The organism is Rhizobium binae (assembly GCF_017357225.1).
Taxonomy (GTDB): Bacteria; Pseudomonadota; Alphaproteobacteria; order Rhizobiales; family Rhizobiaceae; genus Rhizobium; species Rhizobium binae.
Map to the genome: position 1 here is coordinate 2,889,678 of NZ_CP071604.1, position 21,160 is coordinate 2,910,837.

The 21,160-nt window shown below is 62.0% G+C and carries 24 protein-coding genes and 1 pseudogene; 12 read left to right on the forward strand and 13 right to left on the reverse strand.

What is annotated here, in order from left to right; all coding sequences use genetic code 11:
- Positions 1-13: 13 nt before the first annotated feature.
- Entirely contained in the window at positions 14-601 is a 588-nt protein-coding gene (locus J2J99_RS14250) for a TetR/AcrR family transcriptional regulator (RefSeq protein WP_168300215.1), read from the reverse strand.
- 137 nt (positions 602-738) lie between these two features.
- Between J2J99_RS14250 and J2J99_RS14255 the strand changes: the two genes are divergently transcribed.
- On the forward strand, positions 739-1,296 hold the full coding sequence (locus J2J99_RS14255) for a DUF308 domain-containing protein (RefSeq protein ID WP_168300210.1): 558 nt from the start codon (positions 739-741) through the stop codon (positions 1,294-1,296).
- Between the two features lie 161 nt (positions 1,297-1,457).
- Positions 1,458-2,438, forward strand: coding sequence for an SDR family oxidoreductase (locus J2J99_RS14260; protein WP_168300200.1), 981 nt, complete (start codon positions 1,458-1,460; stop codon positions 2,436-2,438).
- Here the strand turns inward: J2J99_RS14260 and J2J99_RS14265 are convergent.
- A complete protein-coding gene (locus tag J2J99_RS14265; RefSeq protein WP_168300331.1) occupies positions 2,435-3,247 on the reverse strand; it encodes a class I SAM-dependent methyltransferase in 813 nt (270 codons plus the stop codon). The genes J2J99_RS14260 and J2J99_RS14265 overlap by 4 nt on opposite strands.
- Positions 3,248-3,496: 249 nt before the next feature.
- The gene (locus tag J2J99_RS14270; RefSeq protein WP_168300199.1) at positions 3,497-4,249 is read right to left on the reverse strand and encodes a nucleotidyltransferase domain-containing protein; all 753 of its coding nucleotides are present in this window, start codon (positions 4,247-4,249) and stop codon (positions 3,497-3,499) included.
- 273 nt (positions 4,250-4,522) lie between these two features.
- On the opposite strand from J2J99_RS14270, the gene J2J99_RS14275 reads away from it, so the two are divergent.
- Both J2J99_RS14275 and J2J99_RS14280 read left to right on the forward strand, forming a co-directional pair.
- Positions 4,523-5,218 carry a fumarylacetoacetate hydrolase family protein gene (locus tag J2J99_RS14275; protein WP_168300195.1) on the forward strand — a complete coding sequence of 232 codons (696 nt, stop codon included), beginning with the start codon at positions 4,523-4,525 and terminating at the stop codon, positions 5,216-5,218.
- A 12-nt stretch (positions 5,219-5,230) separates the two neighbouring features.
- Positions 5,231-5,761 carry a gamma carbonic anhydrase family protein gene (locus J2J99_RS14280; RefSeq protein ID WP_168300193.1) on the forward strand — a complete coding sequence of 177 codons (531 nt, stop codon included), beginning with the start codon at positions 5,231-5,233 and terminating at the stop codon, positions 5,759-5,761.
- 122 nt (positions 5,762-5,883) lie between these two features.
- On the opposite strand, the gene J2J99_RS14285 is transcribed toward J2J99_RS14280, so the two are convergent.
- The 3 genes from J2J99_RS14285 to J2J99_RS14295 form a co-directional block, all read right to left on the reverse strand.
- Positions 5,884-6,591, reverse strand: coding sequence for a methyltransferase family protein (locus tag J2J99_RS14285; RefSeq protein ID WP_168300188.1), 708 nt, complete (start codon positions 6,589-6,591; stop codon positions 5,884-5,886).
- A 202-nt stretch (positions 6,592-6,793) separates the two neighbouring features.
- A complete protein-coding gene (locus J2J99_RS14290; protein WP_010055797.1) occupies positions 6,794-7,195 on the reverse strand; it encodes a hypothetical protein in 402 nt (133 codons plus the stop codon).
- 385 nt (positions 7,196-7,580) lie between these two features.
- Positions 7,581-8,153, reverse strand: coding sequence for a transglutaminase-like cysteine peptidase (locus J2J99_RS14295; RefSeq protein WP_168300186.1), 573 nt, complete (start codon positions 8,151-8,153; stop codon positions 7,581-7,583).
- A gap of 191 nt (positions 8,154-8,344) precedes the next feature.
- On the opposite strand from J2J99_RS14295, the gene J2J99_RS14300 reads away from it, so the two are divergent.
- Together J2J99_RS14300 and J2J99_RS14305 are read left to right on the forward strand one after the other, a co-directional pair.
- Complete coding sequence (locus J2J99_RS14300) at positions 8,345-9,388, forward strand: putative sodium/potassium/calcium exchanger (RefSeq protein ID WP_168300184.1); 1,044 nt, start codon at positions 8,345-8,347, stop codon at positions 9,386-9,388.
- A gap of 269 nt (positions 9,389-9,657) precedes the next feature.
- Positions 9,658-10,023 (forward strand): hypothetical protein, encoded by a 366-nt coding sequence (locus J2J99_RS14305; protein ID WP_168300180.1) that lies wholly within the window; start codon positions 9,658-9,660, stop codon positions 10,021-10,023.
- A gap of 195 nt (positions 10,024-10,218) precedes the next feature.
- Here J2J99_RS14305 and J2J99_RS14310 read toward each other — a convergent pair whose 3' ends face one another.
- Genes J2J99_RS14310 through J2J99_RS14320 form a run of 3 tightly spaced genes read right to left on the reverse strand, consistent with a single transcriptional unit; the run spans position 10,219 to position 12,372 of the window.
- Positions 10,219-10,617, reverse strand: a complete 399-nt coding sequence (locus J2J99_RS14310) for a Fur family transcriptional regulator (protein WP_168300179.1) — start codon at positions 10,615-10,617, stop codon at positions 10,219-10,221.
- Positions 10,614-11,429 carry a zinc ABC transporter permease subunit ZnuB gene (gene znuB / locus J2J99_RS14315; protein ID WP_168300175.1) on the reverse strand — a complete coding sequence of 272 codons (816 nt, stop codon included), beginning with the start codon at positions 11,427-11,429 and terminating at the stop codon, positions 10,614-10,616. Before znuB ends, J2J99_RS14310 begins: the two co-directional genes overlap by 4 nt.
- On the reverse strand, positions 11,422-12,372 hold the full coding sequence (locus J2J99_RS14320; protein WP_168300170.1) for an ATP-binding cassette domain-containing protein: 951 nt from the start codon (positions 12,370-12,372) through the stop codon (positions 11,422-11,424). Before J2J99_RS14320 ends, znuB begins: the two co-directional genes overlap by 8 nt.
- Positions 12,373-12,473: 101 nt before the next feature.
- On the opposite strand from J2J99_RS14320, the gene J2J99_RS14325 reads away from it, so the two are divergent.
- From J2J99_RS14325 to J2J99_RS14340, 5 genes and pseudogenes are all read left to right on the forward strand, one after another.
- The gene (locus J2J99_RS14325) at positions 12,474-13,502 is read left to right on the forward strand and encodes a zinc ABC transporter substrate-binding protein (protein WP_168300168.1); all 1,029 of its coding nucleotides are present in this window, start codon (positions 12,474-12,476) and stop codon (positions 13,500-13,502) included.
- A 112-nt stretch (positions 13,503-13,614) separates the two neighbouring features.
- Positions 13,615-14,820, forward strand: coding sequence for a zinc metallochaperone GTPase ZigA (zigA, locus tag J2J99_RS14330; RefSeq protein ID WP_168300143.1), 1,206 nt, complete (start codon positions 13,615-13,617; stop codon positions 14,818-14,820).
- Positions 14,817-15,007, forward strand: a pseudogene (locus J2J99_RS34025) (hypothetical protein). The gene zigA and the pseudogene J2J99_RS34025 overlap by 4 nt, the downstream one beginning before the upstream one ends.
- 439 nt (positions 15,008-15,446) lie before the next feature.
- Positions 15,447-15,830, forward strand: coding sequence for a VOC family protein (locus J2J99_RS14335; RefSeq protein WP_168300141.1), 384 nt, complete (start codon positions 15,447-15,449; stop codon positions 15,828-15,830).
- Positions 15,831-15,923: 93 nt separating this feature from the next.
- Positions 15,924-17,255, forward strand: a complete 1,332-nt coding sequence (locus J2J99_RS14340; protein ID WP_168300133.1) for a hemolysin family protein — start codon at positions 15,924-15,926, stop codon at positions 17,253-17,255.
- Here the strand turns inward: J2J99_RS14340 and chrA are convergent, their stop codons facing one another.
- Together chrA and J2J99_RS14350 are read right to left on the reverse strand one after the other, a co-directional pair.
- Positions 17,256-18,677: a chromate efflux transporter gene (chrA, locus tag J2J99_RS14345; protein WP_168300131.1), complete on the reverse strand. Its 1,422-nt coding sequence runs from the start codon at positions 18,675-18,677 to the stop codon at positions 17,256-17,258.
- A 1-nt stretch (position 18,678) separates the two neighbouring features.
- Complete coding sequence (locus J2J99_RS14350) at positions 18,679-19,494, reverse strand: chromate resistance protein ChrB domain-containing protein (protein WP_168300107.1); 816 nt, start codon at positions 19,492-19,494, stop codon at positions 18,679-18,681.
- Between the two features lie 313 nt (positions 19,495-19,807).
- Here J2J99_RS14350 and J2J99_RS14355 point away from each other — a divergent pair, with 313 nt between their 5' ends.
- Positions 19,808-20,125: a hypothetical protein gene (locus J2J99_RS14355; RefSeq protein WP_004670549.1), complete on the forward strand. Its 318-nt coding sequence runs from the start codon at positions 19,808-19,810 to the stop codon at positions 20,123-20,125.
- A 259-nt stretch (positions 20,126-20,384) separates the two neighbouring features.
- On the opposite strand, the gene J2J99_RS14360 is transcribed toward J2J99_RS14355, so the two are convergent.
- Together J2J99_RS14360 and J2J99_RS14365 are read right to left on the reverse strand one after the other, a co-directional pair.
- Positions 20,385-20,687 (reverse strand): hypothetical protein, encoded by a 303-nt coding sequence (locus tag J2J99_RS14360; protein WP_168300103.1) that lies wholly within the window; start codon positions 20,685-20,687, stop codon positions 20,385-20,387.
- 100 nt (positions 20,688-20,787) lie between these two features.
- Positions 20,788-21,084 carry a hypothetical protein gene (locus J2J99_RS14365; protein WP_168300097.1) on the reverse strand — a complete coding sequence of 99 codons (297 nt, stop codon included), beginning with the start codon at positions 21,082-21,084 and terminating at the stop codon, positions 20,788-20,790.
- Positions 21,085-21,160: the final 76 nt, after the last annotated feature.

Consider the following 21,160-nt stretch of genomic DNA (forward strand, 5'->3'; position numbering starts at 1 on the left):
CGGTGGTCACCGCTCAGCAATTCGACGCCCGCAGCCTAGCAATCTCAGGTCCAACCACCGCGATGAACAATCCGGAATCGCCGAGAGCCCTCGCCGAGAGCATCGCCCCATGAACCGAGGCCATCAGCATTTGCGCCTGCTCTTCCGGCCGCTTGTCCAGCCGAAACAGGCCCTGCTCCACGCCGGCCTGCAGCACCGAGGTCAGCCATGCCGCCAGAATTCGGAAATGGGCGCGCACGCGTGAGGCGACCTCGTCGGGCAGCATCTGCATTTCGCTGGCAAGCATGGCGCAGACGCAAAAGGGCTGCGAGCCGTTCTCGATGCAGGAACGCCAATAGTCGATGTAGAAGTGCAACTGATCGGCAGGGCTTGCGGCCTCCTCGCGCAGCGACTGCAATCCCGCCTGCGCCTGCTTGGTGTAGCGGTCCACCAGCACTGCGACCAGCTCGGCCTTCGCAGGGAAATGATGGTGGATGCTGGCCTTGCGGATGCCGATCGCGTCCGAGATGTCGGCATAGCTGAAGCCGTTATAGCCGCCCGCCACGATCAGCGACTGGGCGATATCGAGGATCTTATCCGATGTCGAAGCTATTGACTTCATAGCGCCGCCTACCTTCTGGTAGGGAGCTTGTCAAGCCTTGGCGCTTGGATATCCCCTCACAAGAAGGTGTCCGCCGATCGTATTGACACCGGCTCGCCGTCTTCCTACTAGTAGGTAGGCAAACAAGGAACCTGCCCATGCAAACCGAATCTTCCAACCAGCCTAACTGGCTGCGATCCTATTATTTTACCCGCGCCGCATTCTCTCTGATCTGGATTGCCGCCGCCATTCTCTCGGGCGGGCAATCCGGCCTTGCCGCCTTTCTGCTGGTGACCTATCCCCTGTGGGACGCTGCCGCCAATCTGGTCGACGCCAGGGTCAACGGCGGCCTCAAGGCCAACCCTTCGCAGGCATTGAATGTCGTTGTCAGCACCATCACCACGCTCGCCGTCGTCATCGCCCTCGGCAAAAGCAGCCATGCCGTTCTCGCCGTCTTCGGGGCATGGGCGATCCTTTCCGGACTCTTGCAGCTCCATACCGGCGTCAGGCGCTGGCGCATCTACGGCGCCCAATGGGTGATGATCCTCAGCGGCGCGCAATCGGCGCTCGCCGGCGCCTTCATGATCAGCCGGTCTTTCGGCGCCGCGTCGCCGACCGTTCTTGACATCGTTCCCTATGCAGGCTTTGGCGCCTTTTATTTTCTGCTTTCCTCGCTCTGGCTTGTCGCCGCAGCCTACCGCAAGGCACAGGCATAAGCGCTGCATGATATGACGGCGGCAAGTTCGACCCCATTTGCCGCCGTCGAAACGACGAGCTCGGACGATCGCGGTGCACGAGATTTGCGGGAGACGATCAGCTTCTTTCGCGCTATGAAGAGCCATCCTTGATCCCGCCCACAGATCCCGAGGTCACGCCCATGGCATTGAACGTTCTCTTCATCGGCGGCACCGGCCAGATATCCTATCCCTGCGTCGAACGCGCCGTCGCCGCGGGCCACCATGTCAGCGTCTACAATCGCGGCTTGAGAGACGCCGCCCTGCCCGCCGGCGTCACATCGATCGTCGGCGAACTGGGGTCGAGCGCTTACGCCGATCTCGCCAAGGCCGGACATGATGTCGTCTGCCAGTTCATCGCCTTCACCCCCGATCAGATCGGCCGCGACATCGAGGTCTTCTCGGGCAAGTGCGGCCAGTACATCTTCATTTCCTCGGCTTCCGTCTATGAAAAGCCGCCGCGTCATTACGCAATCACTGAGGAGACGCCGGCGGTTAATCCCTACTGGCCCTACAGCCAGGCCAAGATCGCCTGCGAGGAACTGCTCAAGAAGTCCAGCAATCTCGCCTGGACGATCATCCGCCCTAGCCACACGGTCCGAACCGGCCTGCCGATCATGATGGGCGACAGCGACGTCATGGCAAGGCGCATGCTGGACGGCGAGCCCATCATCGTGGCCGGCGACGGCCATACGCCCTGGACGCTCACGCGCTCGGTCGATTTCGCCGTGCCCTTCGTCGGCCTGTTCGGCAAGCAGGCGGCGCTGAAGGAGATTTTCCACATCACTTCCGACCGCGCCCATATCTGGGACGATATCCAGAAGACGATCGCCAGACTGCTGGGCGTCGAGGCGAAGATCGTCCACGTGCCGACGGATACGCTGATCAAATACAATCCGGAATGGGTCGGCCCGCTGCTCGGCGATAAAGCCTGGACCGCAATCTTCGACAATGCGAAGGTCAAGCACGTCGCCGGCGACTTCACCTGCGCCGAGAGCCTCGACGAAATCCTGGCCGAGCCGATCATGCATCTCAAGCAGCGCCTGGCCAAAAGCCGTCCGCCGAGGAGCGAACTCGATGCGCTGATCGACAGGATTTGCGCCGAGCAAAGTGCTTTAGGCTAGACAACAGCCACGATCACATGCGCCTGAATCTTGGCGGCAACCGGGCCGCTGCCATGCCTAGCTGCGATCACGGATTCGGCATAGTCGGTCGCAGCCTCCAATTTCGTCGCGTCCCTCGCGGTAATCTCATTGCGAAGAAGCGTTCCTTGGCAATAGGCAACGGCCGGAATGCGCGGCGAGGATGCGCGGCTCTCTTCGGCTCTCGTTTCGATCACCACCTCGTAGAAGCCTGCGCGCTCCAGATCGGAACGGATCAACTGCTTGTCGTGGTAGCCGTGCGGCGTGCGCGCGAGGAAGCGCGGCGGGTCGTTCGGAAACATCCTGGCGAGCGCATTGGTCACATCGCCGGCAAACATATTCTCTTCGATGCGGTCCCATACGCTGAGCAGAAAACGACCGCCCGGCTTCAGCACCCGCCTTGCTTCGCGGTAGGCAGACAGCCGGTCGGGAAAGAACATTGCGCCGAACTGACAGCAGACGAGATCGAAATACGCATCGTCAAAAGGCAGCGCCAGGGCGTCTGCCTGACGCCACACCATGCGGCTATCCGGCGCCTGGCGGGACGCGGCGTAATCGAGCATCGGCTGATTGAGGTCGGTGACGACATAGCTTGCATCAGGCGACAGTCTCGGCGCCAGGGCACGGGTGACCACCCCGGTGCCCGCCGCGGTTTCCAGGACGGCCTGCGGAGAGAAGGACGCTGCCCGCTTTGCCAGATCGGCGGCATATGGATCGAAGATCAACGGCACCATATAGCGGTCGTAATTTTCGGGAACCGAGCCGGCGAACACCTTATCCGTTTCCAGCATTGCCATCACCATCCATCCGCTACTGGCTGTTGAGACTAGCATGGAATAGCGTGGCCGGGATCAATTTCTAGGAAAAATATCAGTTCGCCAGAGTCAGGCCACCGTCGAGGCTACACGCCGCGAGCCTGCTCCTTGAATCCACCGACAGTCTGCGCGCGCCACTCGTCCTTCGAGCCCCCTCGGGGCGCCTCTGAATGATGCTCCTCGCAGGGCTTGCCTTTCATCGGGCACAGCACCCTCCATCAGCGACTATTCCACACGCCGTGCCTCCAGCGGAGCCTCCAGTCTGAAGCCGTCGAAGTGACGGCCGCCATGGGAGGCAAGCACCCGGTCGGCCAGCGCCAGGAAGCGGCCGCCATCGCCCTGCGCCGCCAGGCTGAAAGCTACGTCGAATTCGGCTGCGAGCTCCGCATCGAGCTCGCGCATCAGACGCGGCGCCCATTTTCCCCGTCCGGCCCAGGCGCCGCGTCCGAGCAGAATGAGATCTGCGAGCTTCTGGTAGAGCTGCGCGGCGATGGCGGCAGTCTCCTCCGGCGGGCGCTTGCCCCTGAGATCGTCGGCAAGATCGGTCACCTGATAGCGCAGCATGTCGTAGCTCGCCCCGGCAAGCGGTTTCGGCCCCGCCGCCAGCACCGCCGCCGCCTTTGCCTGGATGATGCCTGCGCGTCCGGTATCCGCTCCAACGATGCGACCGGTGGCGACCATGTTGACCATAATGGGGCAGCCGCCCTCGGCATCGACATGAAGATAGTGCGCCAGCGTCTCTTCGTCGTGGATGAAGGCTTCGACCGGGAAGCCCTCATGCGTGAAGGATTCCCGCCAGGCCCTTTCCAGCGACGGAAACACGACGACGAGATCGATGTCCGAAAACGCCGTCCCTTCGCCGCGCATCAGAGAGCCGGTGGCGTAAGCGAAAGCCGCCCCGGCGTAACTGTTGGCGACGCAGCGGCGGGCGGCAGCGAGCACCTGCTCCGCAAGGTTGGTTTTTTGCAGTTCGTCCATGATCTCGTCCTCGAATGCCGGAGGCGAGCGGGCAAACAAAAACCCGCTCGTTTCCGGCGGGTTGGGTCTCGGCAGCAATGAACGGAAATTCAGTTCACGCGTCTGCTACCCACCGCCGAGGCGGTGGTCGTAGACGTCGAAATTGCAAATATCCTGTTCATGGCGGCGAGGATATCGCTCGGCGGCGATAGCGTCAATCTGCCGAGAACGCTTCCCCGCCCCGCCCTTTTCCGTCTAAGATGCGCCAAAGACTCGTCAACAGGAAGGCCCGCCATGCCCCATCCCGCCACCGTCATTCCGCGTCCCGCACCGGTTCTGCTGCCGGTTGAAGGCAGCGACGAACGCTTTCCGGTGCGCCGCGTCTATTGTGTCGGGCGCAATTATGCCGACCATGCGATCGAGATGGGCCATGATCCCAGCCGCGAGCCGCCCTTCTTCTTCCAGAAGAATGCCGACAACCTGCTGCCGGCAGGCAACGCGTTCCCTTATCCGCCGCTCTCGACCGACGTGCATTACGAGGTCGAATGCGTGCTGGCGCTGAAATCGGGCGGTGCCAACATCGAAGCCGCGCAAGCGCTGGACTGCATCTACGGCTATGCCGTCGGCATCGATTTCACCCGCCGTGACCTGCAGGGCGAGGCCAAGAAGCTCGGCCGCCCTTGGGAACTCGCCAAGGCCTTCGAACATTCCGCGCCCGTCTCGGCGATCGTGCCGGCGAGCCGCATCGGCCATCCCGGCGCAGGCCGGATCTGGCTGGAACAGAATGGCAAGCGTGTCCAGGACGGCGATCTCAATCAGATGATCTGGAAAGTACCGGAGATCATCGCCGAACTTTCTAAACTCTTCGTGCTGGCGCCGGGCGACGTCATCATGACCGGCACGCCGGCCGGCGTCGGCGCAGTCGCACACGGCGACCGTATCACTTGCGGCATCGACGGCGTCGCGGCGCTGTCGGTCGAGGTCATCTGACCGGAGGAAATCATGCCGATTTACGCTCTTGGCGGATTGACGCCGAAACTGCCGCCAGCCGGTCTGCATTGGATCGCCCCCGACGCCCATGTCATCGGTCAGGTCGAACTTGGCGAGAATGTCGGCATCTGGTTCTGCGCCGTGCTGCGCGGCGACAATGAGTCGATTACGATCGGTGAAGGCAGCAATATTCAGGAAGGCGTAATGGCGCATACCGATATGGGATTCCCGCTGACGACGGGAAAGGGCTGCACCATCGGCCACCACGCTATCCTCCACGGCTGCACGCTCGGCGACAATGTGCTGGTCGGCATGGGCGCGACCATCCTGAACGGCGCCAAGATCGGCAACAACTGCCTCGTCGGCGCCAATGCGCTCGTCACCGAAGGCAAGGCGTTTCCTGACAACTCGCTGATCGTCGGCGCACCGGCGCGCATGGTGCGGGTGCTCGATGAGACGGCGGCAGAAGGCATCCGGCGTTCGGCGGAAAATTACGTGAAGAATTGGCAGCGATTTGCGCGGGATCTGAAGCAGATTGGGTGATTTGCGGAAGCAGGGGCCGCCATCGTGCTTCGGACCCCCTTACGGGCACTTCAGGATGAGGGCGGAGAGAGGCCGCGCTTGCCTTGCCGAGGACAATCGCGGGTCGGCACGCTGGCGCCTCCTCACCAGATACCGGGAACCCACCGCCAGCGCACCCGATCCATATATTCCTCGTAGCCCTTAAGCCCACGGCGCAACTCCATTTCCTCCCCCAGCGTCCGGCCGAACAGCATAACGACGAGCAGCCCCACCGGGATCAGCGCATAGAGCGAGCCGAGCGACAGCGCCATGCCGGCGCCGAGCACGATAGCAAAGGCATATCCGGGATGGCGGATGACGGCGTAGGGTCCGGTGTCGATCACCTTGTGATCGCGGTCGGTCTGGATGCGCACCGTCGGCTCGAAATGCCGGTTGACCGATTGCGCCCAGGTCAGGCCGAAATAGCCGGTGATCAGCAGGACATAGCCGGCGAGCACAACCCAGTCGGATTGCGGCGCCCAATGGAAACGCCCGTCGTCGAACGCGCCGACCGGAAGAATGGCGACAAAGAGAATGATCGTCAGCGTCGCCACTACCGCATCCCAGCGCTTGGTGCCCCTCTGATATCGGCTGCGCGCCGCAAACAGCTCGGGATTCGTCCGCCAGATCCAGACGATGGCAATTGCTGTCAGCGCAAGAAAGGCGCCGAGGAAGATCCAGCCACGCGGCCAATCAAGCCTCCCGGCCGGCCAGAAGAGGGCGGCAAACAGCACCGCGACGGTTACGGCCAGCGATCCAATCGATGGCGCAGCCGCCAATGAGCGGCCGGGTGGATTGTCCTTTTCCGTCATGACCACTCCTAGCATCATCGGGCCAGGCACCCGCGACTGCCGACAGCGGCCGCAACCCTACGCGGAATTTGGGAGGCTAAACGTGCGCAACAACCCGTGGGCGATGCAGCAGATGAAGGTCGAGACCAATTGCAGCGACGCCTCTGCAGTCAGCCGCGTTGTCGGAAGCCGTTGCGGCAACGAATATCGCTCAAAACCTGCCTTATTCCGCCGCTTCCATGAATTGGCTCGCTCCAGAGGAGGCGGCAAGCGCGCGAACCCTGGCTTCCGTCTTGGCGATCAACTGATAGAATTCGTCCTGTGCTTCGACGTCCAGCTGTATGACGGCATTGACATCATCGGGTGTATCGCAAACACAGGCGACCGCCGATATCGGACAAATGCCGCCGGGATAACGCTTGCCTGTCCCCGTATAGGCGCGACGGCCCCAGCGCTCGGAATAGACCGTTTCCTCCCGATCGAGGTGGAGGATCGTTCCCTTGCACGCGGTCACAATGGCCGCCTTGCCGTAAGCGAACCAATGATAGTTCAGCTTTCGGAGAATATATTTGCCAGTGATGTCTTCGCCAGCCAGTTCGGCAGGGTCTTCTATCATTCTGATCATGACGACGTCCTCAACGTCTGTGCAATATCCTTCAACTCCTCCCGCGCAGCAAGTCAAAAAACGCTGCTTTTGGAGGCACTTAGTCACAAAGTGTTTCCGATTCTTACATCATCCACGTTTTAGGTCGCCTTTCGGATGCACAATTCTTCGTCGAATTTACTGCAACCTGCACCCGTTTCGGCTTTGCCCGCGCTCGCAGTGATGTTCATTGTGCTTCTCCACCCAGGTTCGATATGTCTCGATAACGGCCCGAAAACCGCACCGGTCTCCGCCGATCGGGAGCATCGAAGAGACAGGGGACGGTGCAGGACACTCTCTGCCGGATGGGGTCGCAGGCGAGCGAACCGGTTCGCCGGGCATCTTGGCGTTTGCACGACGCGACTGGTTAGGAGAATTCGCCGGCGCGGGGACCGGCAAGCGTCACCCGCCAGCCGGTTCGCGACTGAAAATCCTGGGTGGCCAAAAATGTATAGCCCGTCGTGCGCCAGAGCCTGACGGCGCTGGAGAGATTGTCGAGCACGTAATCGCCACCGTCTGTGCGGGCAATAAGAACGACATGATTTTGATCATGCGGGCCGATGACCACGGAAAGCGCCAGCCTGTTTGACGGAAAACCAGCGTCGATCAGGTCCTTCATCTTCTGGAGGGCATAGTCCTCACAGTCGCCTCGGCCGGCAACCGGCAGAGTCCAGACATCCCCGAGGGGAGACGGACGGTCTTCCGCGGGAATAATGCGTCCATTGACGGCTCGATTGACCTTTTGAAGCAGCGCTATGCCTGCTGCATCGTGCAACTGTTGGGCCGCCACCCTGCCGCACAGCCACTTGTACTTGGAGCAAGCCGCCGCGAATCCCACGGGCGCGCCGATACTTCTCGTCACAGGTAAGGAGGATCCGGCAACAGCCTGAAAAGGCACAAGAACGGACAAAATTGCAGCGAGAGAAAAGAGACGATTCATAGCCGATTCCCCTTATTTCCGCCTTCAGAATAACATGATCGAGATAATAATTTATTAAAATTTTATACTTGCGAATTTAACCGTAATATCGAATAGAGACAGACTAGATAGCCTTTATTATTTGCGTTAATAGATCGTTAGTATAAAAGTTCTCCCCATTAACCTCCAGTTAACCTTGGGAGACGATTGAAATGCGCAGCAGAGCATCGAAATTCAGCGTCGCCGTTGCTTTCCTTCTGGCAAGCAGCAGCTTGACCATGGCCGCCCCGGCAGTCGTTAATTGCAATACCGCCGTGCGTGGCACGCTCGAATACCGGCTGTGCATGCCGACTAGATCAATTCCCACCGGCAGCAAATTCAATCCGAACGACAGCGATCGCAGCAGCCGAAGCATTGGCGGCAGCCAGAAGACGACGAGCACCAGTTCCAGTGCCGAGTCCGGCGACCATAGTGGGAGTGGCAATCAGGTTGCGGATGAAGGCGGAAACGACACCGGCGACAACACTGGTGACGACAATGACCATGGCCACGACCATCACGGCGGCAAGGATCACGATCATGGCAAAGATGGCCATGGCAAGGACAACCATGGTGGCAAGGACCGCGATCATCATAGCGACGACAAGGGCGGCAAGGATCACGGGCACGGCAAGGACGGGCACGGGAAGGATAACCACGGCGGCAAGGAAGGTCACGGCAAGGGCGACAACGGCGGCTCCGGCAAGAGCGACAACGGCGGCTCCGACAAGGGCGACAATGGCGGTTCCGGCAAGAGCGACAATGGTGGCTCCGACAAGGGCGACAACGGCGGTTCCGGCAAGAGCGACAATGGCGGCTCCGGCAAGAGCGACAATGGCGGCTCCGGCAAGAGCGACAATGGCGGCTCCGGCAAGAGCGACGATGGCGGCTCCGGCAAGACCGACAATGGCGGCTCCGACAAGGGCGACAATGGCGGTTCCGGCAAGAGCGACAATGGCGGTTCCGGCAAGAGCGACAATGGCAGTTCCGACAAGAGCGACAATGGCGGCTCCGGCAAGAGCGACAATGGCGGCTCCGACAAGGGCGACAATGGCGGTTCCGGCAAGAGCGACAATGGCGGTTCCGACAAGAGCGACAATGGCGGTTCCGGCAAGAGCGACAATGGCGGCTCCGACAAGGGCGACAATGGCGGCTCCGGCAAGAGCGACAATGACGGCTCGGGCAAAGGCGGTTCCGGCAAGGGCGGACCGAACTGAGCTTGTCATCGCAGAAACGCGAAAGGTGAGGCTGGTCTCCGGCCTCACCTTTCTTGGATTATCGGCCCGAGCACCAATCGGCGGCTATTACCGTTCTGAAAGAGACATGGCGACAAACCGGGCGGGCTGGCTTCCTCCCGCAGATTGATAGTTTGACGATCGACCTTGTGTTTTGCCGCTCGCGCTCGATATGAGTCTCATTAGCCAGACGCCCGCCCCTATTTAATCCTGGGAAAAACGGGTCTGCGCCCTGCCAGCAGGAGACTCTCATGGTCGAGGCGATCACCCCGATCTCCGCCACCGCCGCATCCGAGCCCACCAAGGTTGGAACCAGCACCTCTATCGGTTCGGAGCCCGACAACGCCTGGGTTGCCGCTCGCCAGTCGCAGATCACCGCCGATCGGCGGGCATCCCGAGAGATGGCGCAGAAGCAAAGTGCAAACGAGCTCATTCCCCACGCGGATCTGGCTGGTGAAGACGAAAAGCATCAACGCAACCGGAGTGCGGGATCGCAGGAAGAGGAAGAAGCCAGCGAAACTGTGGAACAACCGACCTTGTCGGGTGAAAGCGAGCGGATCGGCACCCGCAACTTCGATGATGACACGCCCTTCGGCGAGCGCGAGGCGATCGTCTAGTGTGGAAGACGGCAAGAGCTGTCTCCGTTCGCCGAGCGGAAAATCTGTCGGGGACGCCTCCCCACCTGTGCTCCTCAGGGCTTCGCCCAAGGGATGTCACAGCAATGGGGGTGAGGAGGCGCGCACTTCCCGCTAAATTTCTCTCGGTGCAATCCGATAAGACGCCGACGATGGCTTTTGTAGCGAGACACGCCCTTACGCCGCACAAGCCTCGCACAGACCGCGGATCTCGATCGTCGTTTTCTCGGGCTTGAACTTCTGCCCGCGCACCCAGGCCATCAGCCGGTGATCGACTTCGTGGTCGTGGAATTCCATAACCTGGCCGCAGCTTTCGCAGATAGCAAAGGCGACAATTCCGTGGCTATGGCAGTTATCGCCGGGATGGGCGCAGGCGACAAAGGAATTGATGCTTTCGAGCCGATGCACGACGCCGTATTCGAGCAGCTTTTCCAGCGCTCGGTAGACCTGCAGCGGGGCGCGAAAGCCGTGGTCGCGCAGCTTGTCGAGGATCGTATAGGCGCTGAGCGGCCCGTCGGCCTTCTCGAGCACGTCGAAGACCAGCGACTGGTTCTTGGTCAGTTGCGGTGTTGTCATGAGCCTTGTCCTTGCATTGCTGCGCGGTGGCGCCTGACGGGAAGCAGGCTGAAAATGAAAAGGACGAGCGCCGCGACCACGATCGAAGGGCCGGAGGGCGTGTCGTAGGTGAGCGACCCGAACAACCCGCCGACGACGGCGGCCGCCCCGATCAGCGAGGCAAACACTGCCATGATCTCCGGCGTCACCGAGAAGCGCCGCGCCGCAGCCGCCGGAATGATCAGCAGCGAGGTGATCAGCATGATACCGACAATCTTCATGGCAATCGCAATGACGACGGCCATCAAGAGCATGAAGAGCAGCCGCGCCCGCTCGGGTCGCAGTCCCTCGGCCTCGGCAAGCTCCGCATTGACCGTTGCCGCCAGAAGCGGCCGCCAGAGCCAGGCGAGCGCCGCCAGCACGAACAAGCCGCCGCCCCAGATCAGCGCGATGTCGGTGGAGGAAACGGCAAGGATGTCCCCGAACAGGAAGGCGATGAGATCGATCCTGACCCAGCTCATGAAGGCGACCATGACGAGGCCGATCGCCAGCGTGGCATGGGAGAGGATGCCGAGCAGCGCATCGGCCGACAGCGCCTGGCGCTTCTGCAGGAAGAGCAGCAGCACCGAGACGAGAGCGGCGACGGCGAAGACGGCGAGCGTCAGATTGAGTTCGAAGAGCAGCGACAGCGCCACGCCGAGCAGCGCCGAATGGGCGATCGTATCGCCGAAATAGGCCATGCGCCGCCAGATGATGAAGCAGCCGAGCGGCCCGGTCGTCAGCGCCAACCCGACGCCGGCCAGGATAGCGCGCACGAAGAAATCATCAAGCATGGCGGCTCTCCCCGCTGCGGGAATGGGCATGCCCATGCGCATGATCGTGTGCGTGATGATCATCGTGAGCATGGGCGTGGCCATGCCCGGCATGCGCGTGCTCATGGGTACCCTGTGTGTGTTCATGGGTGCCATGAACGTGATGGCCATCCTCGGGGTGGCAATAATCCGTGACCGACCCATCAGCATGGCGCACTCGCCCGTCAGGTAGATGCGTGTGATCGTGGTGATGGCTGTAAACGGCAAGCGTCTGCGCCGCCCGGCTGCCGAACAGGCGCACATATTCCGGGCTGCGGCTCACGGTCTCAGGCGTGCCGCGGCAGCAGACATGGCCGTTTAGGCAGATGACCGTATCGGTCTCGGCCATCACAACATGCAGATCGTGCGAGATCAGCAGGATGCCGCAGCCGCTCGCATTGCGGATCGATTTGATGAGGTCGTAAAGCGCGATCTCGCCGGAAAAATCCACCCCCTGTACCGGCTCGTCGAGCACCAGGAGATCGGGCTTTCGGGCGATCGCCCGGGCCATCAGCGCCCGCTGGAATTCGCCGCCGGAGAGGTGCTGCACCTCGGCATCGCGCATATGGGCGATACCGGCGGCTTCGAGGGCTGCGTGCATCTCGCGCTCCGGCAGCGGCCCGGTCAGCGTCATCAGCCGGCGCACCGTCAGCGGTAGCGTCCAGTCGATAGATAGCTTCTGCGGGACATAGCCAACCTTGAGACCAACCAGCCGCTCCACCCTGCCCTCGTCAGGCTTCAACACGCCGATCGCCGCCTTGGCGCTCGTCGATTTGCCGGAGCCGTTCGGCCCGATCAGCGTGACGATTTCACCGCGCGAGACCGAAAAATCGACGCCGCGCACCAGCCAGCGGCCGCCACGCAGGACGCCGACGTCTTCGAGCGAAACCAGCTGTTCGCCCCTCTTGTTTGCGGGAGAGAGCATCAAATTTTCCGACAGCGCTGTTGCATCCTGCTATTGCACACGTTATAGCATAACGCAATTGATGTAATAACATAACATGCGCAATTCAAGCGGAGCACCTGATGAAACGCGCCCTACGGACTGCCCTGAAAACGTCAGCCCTTAAATTCCCCGCCGTCCTCTTCATCCCGGCTTTAGCGATCCCGGCCTTGCTCTTTGCCAGCACGATGCGGGCGGCTGACGCGCCGGTCGTCGTCACCTCGATCAAGCCGATCCATTCGCTGGTTGCGGCAATCATGCAGGGCGTCGGCGAACCGGAGCTCATCGTCGATGGCGCCGCCTCCCCCCACACCTATAATTTGAGGCCTTCGAACGCGCGCGCCCTGCAGGAGGCCAAGGTAATCTTCTGGACCGGCCCCGGGCTCGAAGCCTTCCTGGAAAAGCCGCTGCAAGCGCTGGGCCCGAAGGCGACCATAGCCGAGCTCGACAAAGCGCCCGGTCTCGTCAAGCTGCCCTTCCGCGAAGGCGGCGCTTTCGAACCGCATGACGATGGTGATGGCGACGATCACGACCATGCCGGCGAAACGGGGCATGACGATGATCACGATCATGATCATGGCCACGAGCACGGCGTCTTCGACACGCATCTCTGGCTCGACCCGATGAATGCCAAGGCGATGGCCGCCGAGATCACCACGACGCTGGTCGCCGCCGATCCCGCCAATGCCCTGACCTACCAAGCCAATGCCAAGACTCTGGACGAGAAGCTGACGGCGCTGGACAAGGAGATCGCGACCACGGTCGCCCCCGTCAAGAAAAAGCCATTTGTTGTCTTCCACGACGCCTACCAATATTTCGAGCACCGCTACGGCATCCGCGTCGCCGGCTCGATCACCGTCAGCCCGGAGACCATTCCGGGTGCCGAGCGCGTTTCGGAAATCCACCGCAAGGTCGGCGAACTCGGCGCAACCTGCGTCTTTGCCGAGCCGCAATTCGAGCCGCGCCTCGTCAAAGTCGTCATTGAGGGAACCAGCGCCAGATCCGGCGTGCTCGACCCCGAGGCGGCAACGCTGACACCCGGCCCCGATCTCTACTTCACCCTCATGCGCGGCATCGCCGAGAGCATGAAGGCTTGCCTCTCCAGCGCATGATCGCCGTGCGATCTCGCTCAGAGGGCTGATGCGGAAAGAGGCGGATGACCCCGTTCCGTCTTTTTCGGCCTGTCGGATGTAATGATATAACATTGACATAGATGAGATTCCCATGGACAACAGACTTCCGGTGACGGTCCTTTCCGGCTTTCTCGGCGCCGGTAAGACGACGCTGCTGAACCACGTGCTCGCCAATCGCAAAGGCCTGCGCGTCGCCGTCATCGTCAACGACATGAGCGAGGTGAATATCGACGCCGCCTTGGTGCGCGATGGCGGGGCCAATCTCTCGCGCACGGAGGAACAGCTGGTCGAGATGACCAATGGCTGCATCTGCTGCACGCTGCGCGACGACCTTTTGAAGGAGGTCCGCGATCTCGCGACCCAGGGCCGCTTCGATTATCTGCTGATCGAATCCACTGGCATCGCCGAGCCCCTGCCCATTGCCACCACCTTCGAGTTCCGCGATGAAAACGGTGTTAGCCTCTCGGAGATGGCGCGACTGGATACGATGGTGACCGTCGTCGACGCCGCCAATTTGCTCGCCGATTACGCCTCAGCTGAATTCCTCGCCGACCGCGGCGAGACGGCTGGTGATGGCGACAACCGGACCATCGTCGACCTCTTGGTCGAACAGATCGAATTCGCCGATGTCGTGGTACTGAACAAGATCGGCACGGCAAGCGAAGAAGCGCTCGGCGCCGCGCGCAAGATCGTCACCGGCCTCAATCCGGATGCGAAACTGATCGAAGCGGATTTCGGAAGAGTGGCCCTGACGGAGGTGCTCGGGACAGGCCGCTTCGATCTCGACAGAGCCGAGACCCACCCGCTCTGGTACAAGGAATTGCACGGTTTCAAGGACCATGTGCCGGAGACCGAAGAATATGGCATCCGCTCCTTCGTCTATCGCGAGAGACGGCCCTTCCATCCGGCAAAATTGCAAGCCTTTCTCGATAAGACATGGCCGGGTGTGGTGCGCGCCAAAGGCTTCTTCTGGCTGGCCACCCGCCCGCACCATGTCGGCGAGATCAGCCAGGCGGGCCCGATCGTGCGCACCGGCAAGATGGGCCTCTGGTGGGCGGCTGTCCCGCGCGAACAATGGCCGCAGGAGCCTGGATTCCTCAACGCCCTCGGCCCCAATCTCGATCCCGTCTGGGGCGACCGCCGCCAGGAAATCGTCTTCATCGGCGCCGATCCGATGGACGAGGTCTGGATCAGGAGAGAACTCGACGCCTGCCTGGTCGAAGGCGATACCTTCATGCCGGAGCGCTGGCGCGACCTGCCCGACCCCTTCGCCAGTTGGAACAGGCAGGCGGCATGAAGGCGATGGCGATCAAACGCTATCGCTGCATCTGCGATTGCCGCCGATCGAGGGGCTGCATCCGTTGACGCGTGAGCGGGAGGCTGGGGCCGAAAGACCGAAGGGGTTGCCCGGCGTAATCGCTACGCAAGTAATGCCGTTCCGTCGGAAGGCGTCTACTAGAAACACTCCCGCGGGAACGGAATGATCGGAGAATTCACGATTGGCATAGGCGAAAGGTACCGGCAAACGCACTAATTTGAGCTTTCCCGGCCGGGCCTCTCCTTCACCGCCAAGGCCGCAGACAGGGCACGCCCAATATTTTAGGTGAGATTTAAACTTCAGCGAAGGACGTCAGAAAACTGCCCTCGCGGCCATCCGTCTTCAGATGAGCGCTGTGCTTCCGCCGCCGGCTTTCGTGCTGGCGCTTCCCGGCTCCTGCTGCGCACCGTCTGGAAGCCGTCCCCTGGATGATCGTCATGCTGGCGACCGGTTCGGCCTCACTTGCCGCGGCCGGCGCATGGTGCGAAGATCGAATTCGATTTTCGGGAGGATTAGGCGCAGATTTGAAACAAGAGCGTCCGCCGCGCGGCCCGTCGGGCTGCGCCGGATTGCTCCGCAATAGCGAAAACACCTTGGAGGAAATCATGCCCGGCATCAGCATGCGTTATATCGTCGACGACGTCGACGCCGCGGTGGAATTCTACACCAGGCATCTCGGCTTCTCCGTCGCCCTTCACCCGGCACCAAGCTTCGCCATTCTGACCAGGGACGGCTTCCGGCTGTTCGTCAGCGGCACGACGGGTCCGGGCGGAGCTTCCCAGGCCATGCCGGACGGACGAACACCGGAACCCGGCGGATGGAACCGCATCCAGATCGAGGTCGCCGACCTCGAGGCGGAAGTCGCCAGGCTGCGCGAGGCCGGCGCGCGTTTTCGCAATGAGATCGTGCAGGGCGTCGGCGGCAAGCAGATCCTGCTCGAAGACCCCGCGGGAAACCCGATCGAGCTCTTCGAAGCGCCGAAGAGATGACCGCCGCGGCGGCGCAAGAACGACGGCTGCGCCTTGTCAGCCGTGCTCCAGCGTGTAGTTTCGGATTCGCGTCAATTCAGAGGTAAGGGAAATATGGCCGAATCCGCGGGCGGGCTCTTCGACTATGTCGGGATACTAGCCGTGTTCTTTCTCGTCGCCGCCAATGGCTTCTTCGTCGCCGCCGAATTCGCCCTTGTGTCGGTCAGGCGCAGCCGGGTCGCCGAGCTTGCCGCCGCAGGCCGCATGAACGCCTCCGCCCTCCAGCGCGCCGTCGACAACCTCGACGCCAATCTCGCCGCCACCCAGCTCGGCATCACCATATCGTCGCTGGCGCTCGGCTGGGTGGGCGAGCCGGCGCTTGCCCATCTGATCGAGCCCCTGCTCTCCTGGCTGCCCGAGCCATGGGCCACGACCGGCGCCCACACCGTCGCCGTCGTCGTCGCTTTCGTCATCATCACCGCGCTGCATATCGTGCTCGGCGAGCTCGCACCCAAAAGCCTGGCGCTGCAGCGCAGTGAGGCCACCTCGCTGGCGGTGGTGCGTCCGCTCGGGCTTTTCCTTGTATTGTTCAAGCCGGCGATCTTCACCCTCAACGGCATGGGCAACCTCGTGCTGCGGGCAGTCGGCCTCCGTGCCGGAACCGGAGAATCCTCGTTCCACTCGCCGCAAGAGTTGAAATTGCTGGTCGCCGAAAGCCAGGAAGCGGGGCTTCTGAACCCGGTGCAGCAGCAATTGGTCGAGCGGGTATTCAACATCGGCGACAGACCGGTCTCCGACATCATGACCCCACGTCTTGACGTCGAATGGTTCGATGCCGACGACAGCGACGCGGAGATCCTGAAAACGATCCGCGAATGCAGCCACGAGCAGCTGCTGGTCGCCCGCGGCTCGATCGACGAGCCGATCGGAATGGTGTTGAAAAAGGATCTTCTCGATCAGGTGCTCGACGGCGGCAAGGTCCGGCCGCTGGAGGTGGTCAAACAACCCCTGGTGCTGCACGAGGGCACCAAGGTCGTGCGCGTCATCGACAGCTTCAAGGCCTCGCCCGTGCGCCTCGCCATCGTCATCGACGAATATGGCAGCCTCGAGGGCATCGTCACCCAGACAGATCTACTGGAAGCCATCGCCGGCGATCTTCCGGGCGCCGACGAGGAACCCGACATCGTCGTTCGGGAAGACGGCTCGCTGCTGATCGACGCGATGATGCCGGCCTTCGACGCCTTCGAGCGGTTGGGCCTCAAGGATCGGCCCGAGGCGGACTTCCATACGCTCGCTGGCTTCGCGCTGCATCAGCTCCAGCATATCCCCGAAGCCGGCGAAACCTTCCTCTTCGACGGCTGGCGCTTCGAGGTGATCGACATGGACGGCATGCGCATCGACAAGATGCTCGCGAGCCGCATTGCCGCGGATGGAGCGGAGGCTTAATCAGGTCATCGCCAGCGTCCAGAGCATGCCGGCGGCGGCGCAGCTGAGCAGTGTCGCGATGACGGAGGTCTTGAATCGGAAGATCGCGATCGCGGCGGCGGCCGACAGCGCCATCGCTGCCGGCACAGCCGATTGCAGCACGGGAATGTCGAGCCGCAGGCCACCAAGGCTGACGACGGCGACCTGGGCAAACAGCGTGTGCAGCCCAAACCAGATGGCAAGGTTGAGAATGACCCCGACCACCGCCGCCGTTATCGCCGACATTGCCCCTGCCAGCGCGATATTGCCGCGCAGTCTTTCGATGAACGGCGCTCCCAGGAAGATCCAGAGAAAACACGGCACGAAGGTCACCCATGTCGTCAGCATCGCCGCAAGCGTGGCAGCCAGCATGGGATTCAGTGATCCGGGATTTCGATAGGCGCCCATGAAACCAACGAACTGGACGACCATGATCAGCGGTCCGGGCGTCGTTTCGGCCATGCCGAGGCCATCGAGCATCTCGCCCGGCTTCAACCAGCCGAAGTGCTGCACGGCTTCCTGGGCGACATAGGCAAGGACGGCATAGGCGCCGCCGAAGGTGACGACAGCCATCTTGCTGAAGAACAGGCCGATCTCGGCAAAGACGCTGCCCACCCCGAAGATCGCGTAGAAGGCAGCGACCGGAATGAACCACAGGGCAAGCAGAACCGTCGACATGCGTAAGGACCAGGCGAGATTCGGGCGCGCATGGGCCGGTATGTCCTCGCCCAGCACTGAATCGGCATCCGATAGCACCGGCCCGCTGCCGGCCTTGTGCCCGCCGCCGGTCTTGAAGGCGGCAAGCCCGGCCTGGCCGCCGAAAAAGCCGGTGATTCCCGCTGCGAGCACGATCAGAGGGAACGGCACATGAAGAAAGAAGATGGCGACAAATGCCGCTGCCGCGATCGCGACCATGATCTTATTCCTCAAGGCCCGGCCGCCGATGCGAATGACGGCCTGCACGACGACGGCAAGCACGGCCGCCTTCAGGCCGAAGAACAGGCCGGCGACGATGCCGACGTTGCCATAGGCGGCATAGATGTAGCTGAGACAGAGGATCGACAGAAACCCCGGCAGCACGAACAATATTCCGGCAATGAGGCCGCCCGCGGTCCGGTGCATCAGCCAGCCGATATAGATGGCGAGCTGCTGCGCCTCGGGGCCGGGAAGCAGCATGCAATAGTTCAGCGCATGCAGGAAACGATGCTCGCCGATCCATCGCTTCTCGTCGACGATGATCCGGTGCATGACGGCGATCTGACCGGCCGGGCCGCCGAAACTCAGGGCCGCGACCCGCAGCCAGACCCGCAAGGCTTCACTGAACGAAACGCTGTGATAATGCCCCTCGTCCGCATGTTTCTCCGCCATTTCGCCAGCGGGCGCATTTCCTGTCATCTCGGCCATCTCATGCCCTCTTTTTCGGAGCGGGCCAGTTGTGGGTCTCCTCCGTCGCGTCGCGGCACCAGCGGAAGAAGGCGTCATAAAGAAGCATGCCGGCCTCGAGCTGTTCCAGATCGTCGGAATACATCCTCGACAGGCCGAGCGACGCGGCAAGCAGACCGGGCGCCTCGGGTGCGAGATCGAGTCTTGCGGTATCGGCGGCGCGGACGATCTTCGCCAGGCGCAGCAGTGGTTCCGACGCCAGCCCGAACTCTTCGACCATCACGTCGAAGGTGCAGAGTTCGCCGCGATGGCTCCAGAACACCTCCTCAATATCGAAGGGTGTTGCCCCGAAGCGCGTTCCGACGTCCAGAACATCGGGCGTCGGCACGAACAGAAACAGCGCGTTCGGATCGACGAAACGCCGGATCAGCCACGGGCAGGCGATGCGGTCGATCTTCGGCCGAGCCCGCGTCACCCAGACGGTGCGTCCCTCCAGGTCGCGGCGCGGCAGCTTTTCCGCCGGCACCGCCGGTCCTTCGGCGATCCATGCGTCGAAGCCGCCCTCGAGGCTCTCGGCCTCCATTCCGGCGTGGCGGAGATAGGCGGCGACCCCGTGGCTGAGCTTGCCGCCTCTCTGACAGACCACGACGACGGCATCGGCCTCGACGCTGCCTGCCCAGACGACGACATCGGCATGGCTGCGCCGGATCGAGCCCGGCACCAGCCGCGGATCAAGCGCAAAATCCTCTTCGGTGCGAACATCGATGATGCAAGGCGCACCCGGCGTGCCGATGAGGCGGCTGAGTTTATCGGGAGAAATTTCGAGAAATGACGGCATGACGCGTCCCTCCGTTGATCGGTTCTACTGGACGCGATTCTTCAGCATGGCGCCTCGTGGGGTGATCGCGACCCCATGCAAAATCATTCGCAAAGAGACCCGGCCATGTCAAGCGCTCGGTCGGCCCCTGGCGGCGGAGCTTCTCTGCCGGCGCCAGACCGACCGGCCAATTCAGCAGATCCGGCGAATATCAGCTGCCAATCCTTGGGGCGTTCCATGCCGGAAATCCCTGATATTATTCGCCTCGCGGCCCCAGAATGGAACAAAAAGCGCGTTGCGCCATTTCCTTGTCACCGCAAGAGGAGAAAGTACCATGACGTACGACCCCAATAATGCCAACGACCCGAACCGCCCGCTGAACCCGAATCTGGACCTGCGCACGACGCCGACCGCGCGCAGCAGCAATACGTGGGTTGTCTGGGTTGCTGCATTGGCCGTGATCGCTGTCGCTGCATTCGCCTATTCGCAGTGGAGCAGCAGCCCCGGCACCTCACCGGACACGACCGCCTCCACAACCCAATCCGAGCCGGCGCCGGCCAAGCCGATCGCTCCGACCGACAACAGCGCAACGCCCGCACCCGCACCGGCACCAGCCCCGGCCACGCCGCCGGCTGCCCCTGCCCAGCAGTAAGCGCAGCGTCGCAGAAAGAAGCCGGCCCGCTGTCGGCTTCTTTTCCGCGGCAGGCCTTGAACGTCGCCAAGCAAGTCCCATCTAAGGGCTATAGAGTTTGTTTCTGACGGTTGACCACGGAGGTACTGGCAGCCGTTGTCGAGACAAATCGAGGAAGGTCGGTGCGAGTTTCGCCCGGCCTTTTTTCTTGCCCATGGAGGCGAAGGCACGCCGAAACCGACACGATTGGGCAAATTCGAGTTGGCGCCTCATCCCAATCTTATTTGGGGATCCTGTTATAGAATGATTGGGGATCGTAGACGCACTCGTAATCGAGACGGCACATTTTGCCGTTGGCGTCCCTAACCGTTGCCGTGTCGTACTTGTCACCCAGATTGCACCTGGCCGGCGGATAACGGAAGCTGCGACCGCCGATGCCCATGCGCACGAAAACCGCCTTGTCCTTGCGGATGATCTGCGCGAGCTCCGCGCAGCTGTGATCCCTGGCATTGACCTCCACCGCCTCGACGGCAAGCGCTGCAGACGGAAATAGCAGGGCGACGACCATGGCAACGTTTTTCATGTAAACTCCTGAATGTGAAACCATGATGAATGACGATAAAGGCGAGCGGCCTTCCGAACGCAACAATCTCCAGCGACTCAATCGACAGCAGAATCCGGCTCTAAGGAAAATTATAGGGCGATGCCGGATCGAAGACGCAGGCGTAATCGAGAACGCACGACTTGCCCTCTCTGTCGCGGAAACTCGTCGTCGAGCGCTTGTCGCCCATGCTGCACTGCGCCGGCGGATAGCGGAAACTGCGGCCGCCGAATCCGACACGGACAAACACTTTTTTGTTCTGCCGGATGATCTGCGCAATCTCGCTGCAGCTGTGATCGTTGGCTCGGACCTCCATTGCGCCTGCGGCCAAGGCCGGCAGCGGCAATGATAAGGCGACGACCAATATTATGGTTCTCATTGGCCCCTCCACTACGCGCGGAAGATAGGGCGCGGCGATCACCGCTGCCAGCCCTGGGCATGCCGTCGCATCGGAA

Bases quoted from the DNA above. Each gene is read 5' to 3' on its own strand.
- J2J99_RS14250 (WP_168300215.1), bottom strand. From the start codon at position 601: ATGAAGTCAATAGCTTCGACATCGGATAAGATCCTCGATATCGCCCAG.
- J2J99_RS14265 (WP_168300331.1), bottom strand. From the start codon at position 3,247: ATGCTGGAAACGGATAAGGTGTTCGCCGGCTCGGTTCCCGAAAATTAC.
- J2J99_RS14305 (WP_168300180.1), top strand. From the start codon at position 9,658: ATGGTCGAGGCGATCACCCCGATCTCCGCCACCGCCGCATCCGAGCCC.
- J2J99_RS14325 (WP_168300168.1), top strand. From the start codon at position 12,474: ATGAAACGCGCCCTACGGACTGCCCTGAAAACGTCAGCCCTTAAATTC.
- J2J99_RS14310 (WP_168300179.1), bottom strand. From the start codon at position 10,617: ATGACAACACCGCAACTGACCAAGAACCAGTCGCTGGTCTTCGACGTG.
- J2J99_RS14275 (WP_168300195.1), top strand. From the start codon at position 4,523: ATGCCCCATCCCGCCACCGTCATTCCGCGTCCCGCACCGGTTCTGCTG.
- chrA (WP_168300131.1), bottom strand. From the start codon at position 18,677: ATGGCCGAGATGACAGGAAATGCGCCCGCTGGCGAAATGGCGGAGAAA.
- J2J99_RS14320 (WP_168300170.1), bottom strand. From the start codon at position 12,372: ATGCTCTCTCCCGCAAACAAGAGGGGCGAACAGCTGGTTTCGCTCGAA.
- J2J99_RS14365 (WP_168300097.1), bottom strand. From the start codon at position 21,084: ATGAGAACCATAATATTGGTCGTCGCCTTATCATTGCCGCTGCCGGCC.
- J2J99_RS14335 (WP_168300141.1), top strand. From the start codon at position 15,447: ATGCCCGGCATCAGCATGCGTTATATCGTCGACGACGTCGACGCCGCG.
- J2J99_RS14280 (WP_168300193.1), top strand. From the start codon at position 5,231: ATGCCGATTTACGCTCTTGGCGGATTGACGCCGAAACTGCCGCCAGCC.
- J2J99_RS14290 (WP_010055797.1), bottom strand. From the start codon at position 7,195: ATGATCAGAATGATAGAAGACCCTGCCGAACTGGCTGGCGAAGACATC.
- J2J99_RS14260 (WP_168300200.1), top strand. From the start codon at position 1,458: ATGGCATTGAACGTTCTCTTCATCGGCGGCACCGGCCAGATATCCTAT.
- J2J99_RS14360 (WP_168300103.1), bottom strand. From the start codon at position 20,687: ATGAAAAACGTTGCCATGGTCGTCGCCCTGCTATTTCCGTCTGCAGCG.
- znuB (WP_168300175.1), bottom strand. From the start codon at position 11,429: ATGCTTGATGATTTCTTCGTGCGCGCTATCCTGGCCGGCGTCGGGTTG.
- zigA (WP_168300143.1), top strand. From the start codon at position 13,615: ATGGACAACAGACTTCCGGTGACGGTCCTTTCCGGCTTTCTCGGCGCC.
- J2J99_RS14350 (WP_168300107.1), bottom strand. From the start codon at position 19,494: ATGCCGTCATTTCTCGAAATTTCTCCCGATAAACTCAGCCGCCTCATC.
- J2J99_RS14300 (WP_168300184.1), top strand. From the start codon at position 8,345: ATGCGCAGCAGAGCATCGAAATTCAGCGTCGCCGTTGCTTTCCTTCTG.
- J2J99_RS14355 (WP_004670549.1), top strand. From the start codon at position 19,808: ATGACGTACGACCCCAATAATGCCAACGACCCGAACCGCCCGCTGAAC.
- J2J99_RS14295 (WP_168300186.1), bottom strand. From the start codon at position 8,153: ATGAATCGTCTCTTTTCTCTCGCTGCAATTTTGTCCGTTCTTGTGCCT.
- J2J99_RS14255 (WP_168300210.1), top strand. From the start codon at position 739: ATGCAAACCGAATCTTCCAACCAGCCTAACTGGCTGCGATCCTATTAT.
- J2J99_RS14340 (WP_168300133.1), top strand. From the start codon at position 15,924: ATGGCCGAATCCGCGGGCGGGCTCTTCGACTATGTCGGGATACTAGCC.
- J2J99_RS14285 (WP_168300188.1), bottom strand. From the start codon at position 6,591: ATGACGGAAAAGGACAATCCACCCGGCCGCTCATTGGCGGCTGCGCCA.
- J2J99_RS14270 (WP_168300199.1), bottom strand. From the start codon at position 4,249: ATGGACGAACTGCAAAAAACCAACCTTGCGGAGCAGGTGCTCGCTGCC.